The organism is Bradyrhizobium sp. SZCCHNR1043 (genome assembly GCF_032489675.1).
Taxonomy (GTDB): domain Bacteria; phylum Pseudomonadota; class Alphaproteobacteria; order Rhizobiales; family Xanthobacteraceae; genus Bradyrhizobium.
This window is the reverse complement of record NZ_JAUEYN010000015.1, coordinates 198,366-210,981: the sequence shown is the minus strand read 5'-3', so window position 1 is coordinate 210,981 and position 12,616 is coordinate 198,366. Positions and strand designations below refer to the sequence as shown.

The 12,616-nt window shown below is 65.2% G+C and carries 9 protein-coding genes; 8 read left to right on the top strand and 1 reads right to left on the bottom strand.

The genetic code is table 11. The annotated features are described in order from the left end of the window. Positions 1-177 precede the first annotated feature (177 nt). The 4 genes from hpaR (at position 178) to QX039_RS25950 (ending at position 4,424) form a co-directional block, all read left to right on the top strand. A complete protein-coding gene (hpaR, locus tag QX039_RS25965; protein WP_409998890.1) occupies positions 178-633 on the top strand; it encodes a homoprotocatechuate degradation operon regulator HpaR in 456 nt (151 codons plus the stop codon). 158 nt (positions 634-791) lie between these two features. Further along, positions 792-1,877 (top strand): malate/lactate/ureidoglycolate dehydrogenase, encoded by a 1,086-nt coding sequence (locus QX039_RS25960; RefSeq protein ID WP_315737279.1) that lies wholly within the window; start codon positions 792-794, stop codon positions 1,875-1,877. 132 nt (positions 1,878-2,009) lie between these two features. Next, on the top strand, positions 2,010-2,789 hold the full coding sequence (locus QX039_RS25955) for an HpcH/HpaI aldolase family protein (protein ID WP_315737280.1): 780 nt from the start codon (positions 2,010-2,012) through the stop codon (positions 2,787-2,789). Between the two features lie 111 nt (positions 2,790-2,900). Continuing rightward, positions 2,901-4,424 carry an altronate dehydratase family protein gene (locus QX039_RS25950; protein WP_315737281.1) on the top strand — a complete coding sequence of 508 codons (1,524 nt, stop codon included), beginning with the start codon at positions 2,901-2,903 and terminating at the stop codon, positions 4,422-4,424. Between the two features lie 209 nt (positions 4,425-4,633). On the opposite strand, the gene QX039_RS25945 is transcribed toward QX039_RS25950, so the two are convergent. Further along, positions 4,634-4,831, bottom strand: a complete 198-nt coding sequence (locus tag QX039_RS25945) for a hypothetical protein (protein WP_008964013.1) — start codon at positions 4,829-4,831, stop codon at positions 4,634-4,636. A 434-nt stretch (positions 4,832-5,265) separates the two neighbouring features. Here QX039_RS25945 and QX039_RS25940 point away from each other — a divergent pair, with 434 nt between their 5' ends. From QX039_RS25940 to QX039_RS25925, 4 genes are all read left to right on the top strand, one after another. Next, positions 5,266-8,580 (top strand): transglutaminase family protein, encoded by a 3,315-nt coding sequence (locus QX039_RS25940; protein ID WP_315737282.1) that lies wholly within the window; start codon positions 5,266-5,268, stop codon positions 8,578-8,580. A gap of 30 nt (positions 8,581-8,610) precedes the next feature. Further along, positions 8,611-11,145 (top strand): circularly permuted type 2 ATP-grasp protein, encoded by a 2,535-nt coding sequence (locus QX039_RS25935; protein WP_315737283.1) that lies wholly within the window; start codon positions 8,611-8,613, stop codon positions 11,143-11,145. Continuing rightward, the gene (locus QX039_RS25930) at positions 11,142-12,020 is read left to right on the top strand and encodes a transglutaminase family protein (protein ID WP_315737284.1); all 879 of its coding nucleotides are present in this window, start codon (positions 11,142-11,144) and stop codon (positions 12,018-12,020) included. The genes QX039_RS25935 and QX039_RS25930 overlap by 4 nt, the downstream gene beginning before the upstream one ends. 99 nt (positions 12,021-12,119) lie before the next feature. Continuing rightward, complete coding sequence (locus QX039_RS25925; protein ID WP_315714907.1) at positions 12,120-12,500, top strand: hypothetical protein; 381 nt, start codon at positions 12,120-12,122, stop codon at positions 12,498-12,500. Positions 12,501-12,616: the final 116 nt, after the last annotated feature.

The window sequence follows — 12,616 nt, the reverse complement described above, 5'->3', positions numbered from 1 at the left end:
GGTCTATCGCTCAGAAAAGAGATGGCGGCAGATGATTAACATGTTAAGTTTCAGCCGGCAAACCGAAACGGCGTTTGCTGCAGTGCAAATATTCAGGATGGCCCACGGGAGATTGATGTGAGCGAGACCAGGGCCAAGGTCGCCAGGCAGGCTGCGAAGGAAGCGCGCAAGGTGCCAATGCGCGACTTCTCGCAGTCGCTGCCGATGGCCTTGTTGCGGGCGCGTGAGGCCGTGATGCGGCAGTTTCGCCCCAATCTGCGACAGCACGGCCTGACCGAGCAGCAATGGCGCATCTTGCGCGCGCTGGCGGCGGTCGATGTGATCGAGGTGACGGAGCTGGCGCGGGTCGCGTTCCTGCTCGGGCCCAGCCTCTCTCGCATCCTGCGCGATCTCGAGGCGCGCGGCTTGATTCAGCGCGAAGTCGATAGCCGCGACATGCGCAGGGGCGTGTTGTCGATTTCCGCCAAGGGCATGAAGCTGATCGCGCAGGTCGCGCCGAGCTCAGAGGCGATCTATGCATCGATTGCCAGCCGGTATGGGGCCCGCAAGCTTGCCGCATTGCACAAGATGCTGGGCGAGCTGGAGCAGAGCGTCGGCGGCGATCTCGACGCCTCCGACGACGGCGATGGCTGATATGCCGCGGACCAAGCGCAATGGCGCGGTCTCATGCTTGGCAGGCCGTTCGGCGTTTTGATAAGAAGCGATGCAGTCGAGCGGAGAGGGCGTGCGTCGCAGGCATGGCAAACCATGCTAACTCTGTTTTCGCATGCTGATCGAACCCGCGAGTTGTCATGGTCACTATCAAGGTTGCGCATCTCATCGATTTCGTTGCCGACGTCTTCGAGCACGCCAATTCCTCGCCGGAGGAGGCCCGCCGGATCGCGACCTATCTGACGACGGCCAACCTGACCGGGCATGACAGCCACGGTGTGATCCGCGTGCCCGTCTATATCCGTTGGCAGAAGATGGGTTCGATCGTGCCCAACCAGACCGCAGAGGTCGTGGTCGACACCCCGTCGCTGGTGGTCGTCGACGGCAAGTTCGGCTACGGCCAGACCGTGACACCACAGGCCGTGAAGATCGGCATCGAGCGTTGCAAGAAGAGCGGCTTGGCTGCGTTGGCGCTGCGCAATTCCGGCCATCTCGGCCGGGTCGGCGACTGGGCGGAGATGGCCGCCGCTGAGGGACTCGTCTCCATTCATTTCGTCACGGCCGCAGGCTCGCTGCTGGTGGCTCCCTATTGCGGAGTCGAGAAGCGGTTCTCGACCGCGCCATATTGTGTCGGCATCCCACGCCAGGGACAGGATCCCATCGTGCTCGATTTCGCGACCTCGATCGTGGCTGAGGGCAAGGTCCTGGTGGCGAGCCGCGGCGGCAAGAAGCTGCCCAAGGGCGCCTTGATCGATGCCGATGGTACGCTCAGCGAGGATCCGGCGGTGCTCTATGGACCCTATGAGGCCGAGGGGACGCGTGACCACACCAAGGGGACGGGAGCGATCCGCGCCTTCGGCGAGCACAAGGGCTCCGGTCTCGCCTTCATCTGCGAGCTGCTTGGCGGCGCCTTGACCGGCACCGGGGCGACGTCGGCAAACCGGCGCTTTGCCAACGGCATGCTCGCGATCTACATCGACCCGAAGGTGGTCGATCCGGCGAGCTTCTTCGATGGTGAGATCACCCGCTACACGGATTTCATCCGGGCGACCAAGCCGGTCTCCGGCGTCGATCAGGTGCTGGTGCCGGGCGATCCCGAGCGCAAGATGCGGGCCGAGCGTACGGCCAATGGCGTGCCCTTGCCCGATGACACCTGGGCGGCAATAGTGAACACGGCACGCGAAGTGGGTGTCAGCGAAGCGAGCATTCAGCGGGCGACATCGTGATATCAGTGTGATTTGCGGGTGGCGCGAAGCATCCATGCTCAAATTGAGCGGGATTGCATTGCGTTGAGCCATGGGCGAAAACGAATTCTAATGAGACAGATCGGTTGAACAACAAGGGAAGGAAACGCAGTCGTGGCGAACAATAAGGTCAAGCAGCTCTGGGCCGAAGGCAAGACGGTGGTGAATGCCTGGCTCGCGATCCCCTCGGGCTTTTCCGCGGAGGTCGTGGCTCAGTGCGGCTTCGACAGCGTCACCGTGGACATGCAGCACGGGGTGCAGGACTATCTGTCGATGGTGCAGTGCTTTCAGGCGATGCATGGCCATCCGGTCACGCCGATGGTGCGCGTGCCGTGGAATGAGCCCGGCATCATCGGCAAGGTGCTCGATGGCGGTGCCTATGGCGTCATCTGCCCGATGGTCAACACAGCGCAGGAAGCGCGCGACCTCGTTTCCTATTCCAAATATCCCCCGAAGGGCGTCCGCTCGAACGGCCCGATCCGCTCCGGCATGTATGGCAGCGCTGGCGAGTATCAGAAGACGGCCAATGATGAGATCGTGCTGCTGCCGATGATGGAGACCAGGACCGCGGTCGAGAACATGGAAGCCATTCTCGATGTCGAAGGCATCGACGGCGTCTATATCGGTCCCTCCGATCTCGGCTTCTCCTATGGTCTCGTGCCGAAGCTCGATCGCGACGAGCCGGAGATCCTCAAGATCTATGAGAAGATCGTGAAGGAATGCGGCAAGCGCGGGCTCAATCCCGGTATTCATTGCAGCGGCGCCGAGGGCGCGGTCCGCGCCATCAACATGGGCTTTAAGCTCGTGACCTTGTCCAACGAGGTCGGCCTGATGCAGGTCTATGCCCGCCAGCAAGTCGCGCAGACCCGCAAGGACTCCGGCGGCAAGGCCTGAGGCGAATTGCGAATAGGGAGTAGCGAATAGGGGATTCATTCATTCGCTATTCGCAACTCGCTATTCGCATGCCGGTTTGCGACCTACCGATACAAACGAAGAGAGACTGCCATGGCTCCCGCCCCCGTCATCCGTCTTCATCCCGAGGACAGCGTCCTGATCGCGCGTGCGAGTCTGCCGCCCGGCCTCGCGGTTGCCGATGGCGTGGCCACGGTGGACCGCATTCCGGCGGGGCATAAGGTCGCGGTGCGTCCGATCGCGCAGGGCGAGCCCATCCGCCGCTACGGCCAGATCATCGGCTTCGCTACCGCGCCGATCGCGCCGGGGCAGCACGTTCATACACAGAACTGCGGCATGGGCGATTTCGCCAAGGATTATGCCTATGGCGTCGACGTGAAGCCGACGCCGAATTTCGATCTTCCGGCGACGTTCGAGGGCATTCGCCGGCCCGATGGCCGGGTCGCGACCCGCAACTACATCGGCATTCTGACGTCGGTGAACTGCAGCGCGCATGTCGCGGGCCTGGTCGCCGACGTCTTCAAGCGGAATCCCTTCACCGGTGATGATCCGCTCGCCGACTACCCGAACGTCGATGGCGTCGTGGCGCTGACGCACAAGACCGGCTGCGGCATGACGCTCGACGAGCCGCTGAAGCTGCTGCGGCGAACCCTCGGCGGCTACGCGCGTCACGCGAACTTCTCTGCGGTGATCGTGCTCGGTCTCGGTTGCGAGGCCAATCAGATCGGCGGACTGATGGAGGAGCAGAAGCTCGCCGGCCGTCTGCGTGCCATGGACATCCAGGAGGTCGGTGGCACCCGCAAGACCGTCGAGGCCGGCATTGCTTTCGTCAAGGAAGCGCTCGCCGACGCCAACAGGGTCAAGCGCGAGACGGTTCCGGCCAGCGAGCTGACGGTCGCGCTGCAGTGTGGCGGCTCCGACGGCTATTCCGGCATCTCGGCCAATCCGGCGCTCGGTGCAGCAAGCGATCTGCTGGTGCGACATGGTGGCACGGTGATCCTGTCGGAGACGCCCGAGACCTATGGCGCCGAGCATCTGTTGACGCGCCGCGCAGTCAGCCGCGACGTCGGCGAGAAGCTCGTCTCCCTGATGCGCTGGTGGGAGGAGTATACGGCGCGCGAGGGCGCGGAGATGAACGCCAATCCCAGCCCGGGCAACAAGGCGGGTGGCCTGACGACGATTCTCGAGAAGTCGCTCGGCGCGATGGCCAAGGCCGGCAGCACCAATCTGGTCGATGTGCTGCATTATGCCGAGGCCGTCACCAAGAAGGGCTTCGTGTTCATGGACACGCCTGGCTACGATCCCGTCGCGGCGACGGGGCAGGTGGCCGGAGGAGCCAATCTCGTCTGCTTCACGACCGGACGCGGCAGCGTGTTCGGCTGCAAGCCGGCGCCGTCCATCAAGCTCGCGACCAACACGCCGATGTACAGGCGGATGGAAGACGACATGGACGTCAATTGCGGCACCATCCTCGACGGCGAGGAGACGGTGCAGGAGTGCGGCCAGCGCATCTTCGAATTGATGCTGAAGACCGCCTCGGGGCAGCCGACCAAGAGCGAGAGCTTCGATTTCGGCGGGGCCGAGTTCGCACCCTGGGTGCTCGGCGCGACGATGTAGCAGGATCACTCAGCTATTCGGCTGCCCCATATCGGGGCTGCCGTCTGAGATGTCCCGGCATCTGATCGCAGCTGAGATCGCCTATAGCTGAGACTGGATCGCAACTGAGATCAGATGACAGGTGAGCGCGCCGCCATGTGCTGGCCGTCGCGGGCAGTCCGTCATGGGCTGGCCCTGCCGACGCTCGCGTGGCAGCGGCGCAGAGCAATTTACCGCTGGTGGCCCAGGCCGATGCCGAGCGCCAGGGCCTTCTGACGGAGCGAGCCTTCGGTCCGCTTCATGGCCTTGGCGATCTTGGCAACCGGGGTCTTGGACTTCGAGTGCTGCTTCAGCAGCTTGATGTCGGCGGGCGTATAGGGTTTCCGCGCCAACTTCTTGGTAGCTGCCTTCTTAGCTGTCTTCGCCACTTGATTCTCCTTTTGGCAATGGTGGTCCTAAATAGCATGTGTAGTCGAGCTATCAAGCGATTGCGGCAAATGCAACGCTATTAGTTCTTGTTAGTTCATCATTCGGGGTTAATCCCTGCTTTGAGGGACTGGTCAATCTTCCGTGAGCGCCTGCGCGCCTTCCTGTGGACAACTCTCCGCGTGCGGCTGGAGAGGTTGTTTGTTCTTCTCTCGTTCTTCGTGACGGGCCGGATTGGGGCGCGCAGCGGCCGGAAAAGCGACCGGTGCGTGCAGCTGAAGCACCTGACAGGGGAGGCTTAACTCGACCTACGCGGACCCAAATGCCGCCTTTCGGGCTTAGGATAGTTCAATAGGCAGCTCTGCCCTTTGTTAGTGCTTGATCCCTAAGCACAGCAATGTTCTGCTTAAAAAAGTTGCTGGAGCGCCGAAACCTCGTGTCAATCTACGTCGCATTACATCACGTCACCCATTACAAATACGATCGTCCGGTCGAACTGGGCCCGCAGACCATCCGCCTGCGTCCTGCACCACATACCAGGACCCCCGTGCTGAGCTATTCGCTCAAGGTCACGCCGCCCAACCATTTCGTGAACTGGCAACAGGATCCGCAAGGCAATTGGCTGGCCCGCTACGTTTTCCCTGAGAAGGTGAACGAACTCAAAATCGAGGTCGACTTCACGGCGCAGATGACCGTGATCAATCCGTTCGACTTCTTCGTCGAGCCTTATGCGGACAGTTTTCCCTTTGCCTATCCGGAGGGTCTCAAGGTGGAACTCGCGCCCTATCTCGAGACGATCGAGCCGGGGCCGTTGTTCGCGGAATACTTGAAGTCGATTCCCCGCGATGCGGACAACACCGTCAACTATCTCGTCGAACTCAATGCGCAGTTGCAGAAAAAGATTCGTTATATCATCCGGATGGAGCCCGGTGTTCAAACGCCGGAGGAGACGCTGTCGTCGGCCGCCGGCTCCTGCCGCGACTCGGCGTGGCTGCTGATCCAGACGCTGCGGCATCTCGGCCTCGCCGCCCGCTTCGTCTCCGGCTATTTGATTCAGCTTCGTCCCGACATTGATCCGGTCGAGGGGCCGGTCGAGGTCGAGAATGATTTCACCGATCTGCATGCCTGGGCCGAGGTCTATCTGCCCGGTGCTGGATGGATAGGCTTCGACGTCACCTCGGGCATGCTGGCGGGCGAGGGACACATCCCCGTTGCTGCGACTCCCCACTATCACTCGGCCGCGCCGATCAGCGGCAGCGCCGGAGTTGCCGAGGTCAACTTCAACTTCGAGATGAATGTGAGGCGCATCCGCGAAGCGCCGCGGATCACCCGGCCATTTTCGGATGAGGCGTGGGACCGGCTCGACCGCCTCGGCGAAGCCGTCGATGCCGATCTCGCCGCGAACGACGTGCGGCTCACGATGGGCGGCGAGCCGACCTTCGTGTCGATCGACGACATGGAATCGGCTGAGTGGAATACGGCTGCCGTCGGCCCGGCCAAGCGCGGGCTCGCCGACAGCCTGATCCGGCGTCTGCGCGCGCGCTTCGCGCCCGGTGGCCTGCTGCATTACGGCCAGGGCAAGTGGTATCCCGGCGAAAGCCTGCCGCGCTGGGCGTTCGGACTGTATTGGCGCAAGGATGGTGAGCCGATCTGGCGCAATCCGGACCTGATCGCCAGCGTCGATGGTCCGCGCAAGGCGACGATCCAGGATGCGGAGCGTTTCCTCGACACGGCCGCCGAGACGCTCGGGCTCGAATCCGACTACGTGCTGCCCGCGTTCGAGGATCCCGTGCATTGGCTGCAGAAGGAAGCCGCCCTGCCCGAGAACGTCGACGCACTCGACTCCAAGCTCGCCGATCCCGAAGAGCGCGCGCGCATGGCGCGGGTGTTCGACGAAGGCCTGCACATCCCGCGCGGCTTCGTGCTGCCGATCCAGCGCTGGAATGCACAGCCCAGGCGCTGGCGCAGCGAGCGCTGGGGCCTGCGGCGCAAGCGCCTGTTCCTGATTCCCGGCGACTCGCCGCTCGGCCTGCGGTTGCCGATCGGCTCGCTGGCCTACATTCCGCCGGAAGATTTCCCGTATATCCACGAGCAGGACCCGATGGAGGAGCGCGGGCCGCTGCCGATGTTCACGCAGGGGCGGCCGGTGATCGTGCCACAGGTGCCGCCGCTGCCGAAGCTCGACCGCGCGCCGAAGCCGCAGCAGGACGTTCAGTATCAGTACTGGGGCGGGCTCGGCGTCCGCACGGCGATGTCGGTCGAGATCCGCGATGGCATTCTCTGCGTGTTCATGCCGCCGGTCGAAACCATCGAGGACTACCTGGAGCTGGTCGCAACGGTCGAAGCGACGGCGGAGGTGATGCAGATCAAGGTTCACGTGGAGGGCTATGCACCGCCGTTCGATCCGCGCATCGAGGTGATCAAGGTGACGCCCGATCCGGGCGTCATTGAGGTCAACATCCAGCCGGCCGCGAGCTGGCGGCAATCGGTCGACATCACCTTCGGACTTTATGAGGATGCTGCAAAGGTGCGGCTCGGCGCCAATCGCTTCCTGATCGACGGCCGCCACACCGGCACCGGCGGCGGCAATCACGTCGTGGTCGGTGGCAGCTCGCCGCCGGATTCGCCGTTCCTGCGCCGCCCCGATCTGCTGAAGAGCCTCGTCCTGTATTGGCAACGGCATCCGTCGCTGTCTTATTTGTTCTCCGGCATGTTCATCGGGCCGACCAGCCAGGCTCCGCGCATCGACGAGGCGCGCCACGACAGTCTCTATGAGCTGGAGATCGCGCTCGCCAATGTGCCACGGATCGGGCAGAGCGTGCCGCTGTGGCTGGTCGACCGGCTGTTCAGGCATCTGCTGGTCGACATCACCGGCAATACTCATCGCTCGGAGATCTGCATCGACAAGCTCTACTCGCCGGAGGGACCGACGGGCCGCCTCGGACTCGTGGAGTTCCGTGCGCTGGAAATGCCGCCCGATCCGCGCATGTCGCTGGCGCAGCAGCTTCTCATCCGTGCGCTGATCGCCAAATTGTGGCGCGAGCCGCAGGACGGCAAGTTCGTGCGCTGGGGCACGGCGCTGCACGACCGCTTCATGCTGCCTCACTTCATATGGGACGACTTTCTTGATGTCCTGGATGAGCTGAGGTCGTCCGGCTACGATTTCTCGCCGGAATGGTACCAGGCGCAGCTCGAGTTCCGTTTTCCGACCTTCGGCCGCGTGCAGCATGGCGGCGTGACCTTGGAGCTGCGGCAGGCGCTGGAGCCCTGGCATGTGCTGGGCGAGGAAGGCGCGGCCGGTGGCACGGTGCGCTATGTCGATTCCTCGGTCGAACGACTTCAAGTGAAAGCCGAAGGTTTCATCGAAGGCCGCCACCTCGTGACCTGCAATGGTAGGAGAATGCCGATGACCTTGACGGGGCGTTCGGCGGAGGCGGTGGCGGCGGTTCGTTTCAAGGCGTGGCAGCCGGCCTCCGGTCTGCACCCGACGATTCCGGTGCATGCGCCGCTGACCTTCGACCTGATCGACACCTGGAATGGCCGTTCGCTCGGCGGCTGCGTCTATCACGTCGTCCATCCCGGCGGCCGCAACTACGACACCAAGCCGATCAACTCCTACGAGGCGGAGGCGCGGCGGCTCGCCCGCTTCCAGGATCACGGCCACACTCCCGGACGAATCGCGCTGCCGCCGGAAGAACGCACAAATGAATTCCCGATGACCCTCGACTTGCGCAGGCCGCTCCTGCATTGATGAAACGGAGTTTGTGCGGAGGACCAGGGTATGGACGGCTCGAGCGGCCAGGACCAGGGAGCGAGCCCCGCCGCCGGTCGGCCGGCGGCACGTTCTCCGCTGCGCCGCGCCGAGCATTGGGCGCGCGACTATGCCCGGCTCCCCGGCATCCCCGATGAGTTCATCGGGGCCGACGGCCGTCCGCGGCCGGTCTGGACCCGCTTTGCCGAGACCTTCGCCGCACTCGCGCCGAGCGACATCGAGCGCCGCTTCGCCTCCGCCGATCGCCATCTGCGCGAAGCCGGCGTCACCTATCGCTCGCCGGGCGATAACGCCGAGCGGTTGTGGCCGCTGAGCCATCTGCCGCTGCTGATCGACGAGTCCGAATGGGCGCAATTGTCCCAGGGCATCGTCCAGCGCGCCGAGCTGTTCGAGCGGGTGCTGCAGGACATCTATGGCGAGGGACGGCTGGTGGCGAGCGGCGCGCTGCCGGCAGCCGCCGTCGCCGGGTCCAGCGAATATCTGCGCCCGGTCTGCGGCGTCAAACCGCCCGGCGGCCGCTTCCTCAGCATCTACGCCGCCGATATCGGCCGTGGGCCCGACGGCGGCTGGTGGGTGCTCAACGACCGCACCCAGGCGCCGTCCGGCATGGGCTATGCGCTGGAAAATCGGCTGGTGCTGTCGCGCGCCTTCTCCTCGATCTACAAGTCCATGAACGTCGAGCGTCTCGCGCCGTTCTTCGAAGCGTTCCGCGATGCGCTGCGCGCCAGCGCCGATCGTGACGAGCCGCGCATCGGCGTGCTCACGCCGGGCATGTTCAGCGAGACCTATTTCGAGCACGCGACGCTGGCGCGCTATCTCGGCTTCCTGCTGGTCGAGGGCGACGATCTCGCCGTCAGCGGCGACCGCGTGCACATCCGCACCGTCGCCGGCCTGAAGCGCGTCGACGTGCTGCTGCGGCGGCTCGATTCCAACTCGCTCGATCCGCTCGAGCTCGACGCGGCCTCGCGACTCGGCGTCGCCGGCCTGATGGACGTCGTGCGCAAGGGCGGTGTGGTGATCGCCAACATGCCGGGCTCCGGCGTGCTGGAGGCGCGCGCGCTGCTTGGCTTCCTGCCGAGCCTTGCGCGGCGCGTGCTCGGTGAGGATCTCAAGATCCCGCACATCGCGACCTGGTGGTGCGGCCAGAAGTCCGCACGCGACGAGGTGCTGTCGCGGCTCGAGGAGTTCGCGATCGAAGGCGCCTATGGCCGCGCCGTGCCGGGCTTTGCCAGCAGCGGTCCGGTGCTCGCTGGTGAGCTGTCGGCCGCCGAGCGCGAGCGGCTGCGCGCTGCCATCAGCCTGCGCGGCATCGATTATGTCGGCCAGGAGGTAGTGCGGCTGTCGACCACGCCGGTGTGGCAGGACGGCCGGATCGCGCCGCGGCCGTTCGTGCTGCGGGTGTTCGCGGCCGCCACGCCCGACGGCTGGACCGTGATGCCCGGCGGCTTCTGCCGCATCGCCGACAAGCTCGATGCGCGCGCCGTGTCGATGGGCGACGGTGCGCGCGCCGCCGACGTCTGGGTAGTCGCCGACAAGGCGGTGGCGGCGCGCACCTTGCTGCCGGGCTCCGACAACGTGCGGATACGCCGCATCGCCGGCGTGCTGCCGAGCCGCGCCGCCGACAATCTGTTCTGGCTCGGACGCTATCTGGAGCGCGCCGAGGCCACCGTGCGGCTGATCCGGGCGCTCGCAGCCCAGCATCGTGATCCCGGCAAGGGATCGCCGGCGCAGCTCAACACCTCCGAGCGCATCCAGCGGCTGTTGCTGGCGTGGGGCGCTGTTGAGCAGACCTCGCGCAGCAAGGGATTCCAGGTGGCTGCCGAAGCCCTGCAGGCCGAGGCGCAGTTCGGCTCGGCGCTGTCGCTGCTCAAATCGGCGCAGCGCACCGCGACCTCGCTGCGCGAGCGCCTCTCGCCCGACGCCTGGCAGGTCATCACCGAGATGCCGAATCGGCTGGCGCAGGAGGCCGAGGATGAGGACGCCGTCGTCAGCATCGCCGAGCTCACGCTCGACCGGCTCGCGAGCTTCGCCGGCCTTGCCCAGGAGAACATGAACCGCGCCGCCGGCTGGCGCTTCCTCGACATGGGTCGCCGCGCCGAGCGCGCCATCAACACCGCGCGGTTCGCGCGGCAGTTCGGCTATGACGAGGCGACGCCCGAGGATCTCGACGTCCTGCTCACCCTGGTCGATTGTCAGATCACCTATCGCTCGCGCTATCTGATCGGCCCGGCGCTGGCGCCGATCCGCGATCTCGTCGTGCTCGATCTCTATAACCCGCGCTCGGTCGCGTTCCAGGTCGAGCTGCTGAACGAGCACATTGCGAGCCTGCCGGTCCTGAAGGAGAACGGGCTGATCGAGCGGCCGCAACGCCTCGCGATCTCGCTGGGCGCGCGGCTGACCGCAGCGGAGGCGGCCCATCTCGACGGCCGCACGCTGTTTGCACTGGAGCAGGACCTGCTCAATCTGGCGGAGGCGATTGGCCAGCACTATTTCCCGCACGGTCCGAACGCGACGCGGCCGGAAAAGCTGACGGGCCTCGCGTGATCTACGACATCCGGCATGTCACGACCTATGAGTATGAGAGCGCCGTCAGCTTTGCGCGCTGCTCGCTGCGCCTGGAGCCGCTCAGCGGCGACGGCCAGGAGTTGATCTCGCACAGCGTCGACATTCGCCCGCGTCCCTCGGAGCGGACGGCGCGGCGTGATTTCTTCGGCACGCTGACCGAGAGCATCGTGATCGACACTCAGCACCGCCATCTGCGCATCGACTCGCGCTCGCGGGTAAAGCTGTCGCGCACACCGCCGGAGCGCGATGCGCCGAGCGCGGCCTGGGAGGACGTGCGCGATGCCGCCTTCGAGGCGACGAGCCTCGGCCCGTCGTCGCCGATCGGCTACGTCTTCGCCAGCGCGCTGGTGCCGGTGCTGGAGCCGGTGACGGACTATGCCGCGGCAAGCTTTCGCGCCGGCACCGGCATCGTTGCCGGCGCGGCCGACCTCATGCGGCGCATCCGCAAGGAGTTCAGATACGATCCGAAGGCGACCGTGATCTCGACCCCGTTGCGCGAGGTGTTCGACAATCGCCACGGCGTCTGCCAGGATTTTGCTCATATCATGATCGCCGGCCTGCGCGGTCTCGGTCTGCCCGCGGCCTATGTCAGCGGCTATCTGCGCACCATCCCGCCCGAGGGCCAGCCGCCGCTGCAGGGCGCCGACGCCACCCATGCCTGGGTGTCGCTGTGGGGTGGCGAGGAGCTGGGCTGGATCGGCTTCGATCCGACCAATGATCTCCTGGTCGGCAATGATCACATCATCCTCGGCATGGGCCGCGACTTCTCCGACGTCTCGCCGGTCGATGGCATCATCGTCGGTTCGCGCAAGCAGAAGCTCGGCGTCGCCGTCGATGTGGTGATGGTCGAGTAGGGTTCCCTCACCGGGAACGGCCGGAACATTTTTCCCGCATCGCACTTGATCCGCCCGAGGGGCCCGAATGGGGGCTGGCTGACCTTTTCGAGCGATGGAGTGATCGACATGAAACGCGTTGCAATCGTCATTGGCCTCGTCGGCGCCTGCGTCGCCGGCAGCGCCTCGGCCCAGCCGAGTGCGAACCTCACCGGCACCTACCGCTGCATCCAGATGTGCCGCGACGGCATGATCGGCGCGCCGGCCTTCGTGACGCAGAACGGCGATGCCGTGAACCTGACCACCGAGACCGGCGAGTCCCTCCAGGCTTGGCCGGACTGGAATGCTCCCAATAGCCGGCTGTGGATCGATGCGCGCGACGAAAGCGCGGTGTATTCGCCCGACGGCATGCGCATTCAGTTCGACGACGGCCGCGTCTGGGAGCGCGACCTGCCGCCGCCGCTGATCGTGCGCCGCGCGCCGGTCGTGTACGGGCGATAAGCGATCGCCATTGCTACCAAGGCCCTCGCGCACGCGGGGGCCTTGGTTTGCGGGTGAGATGAAAGGTGCCGGCCTCACAATCACTGTCGTCCCGGCGAACGCCGGGATCCATAACC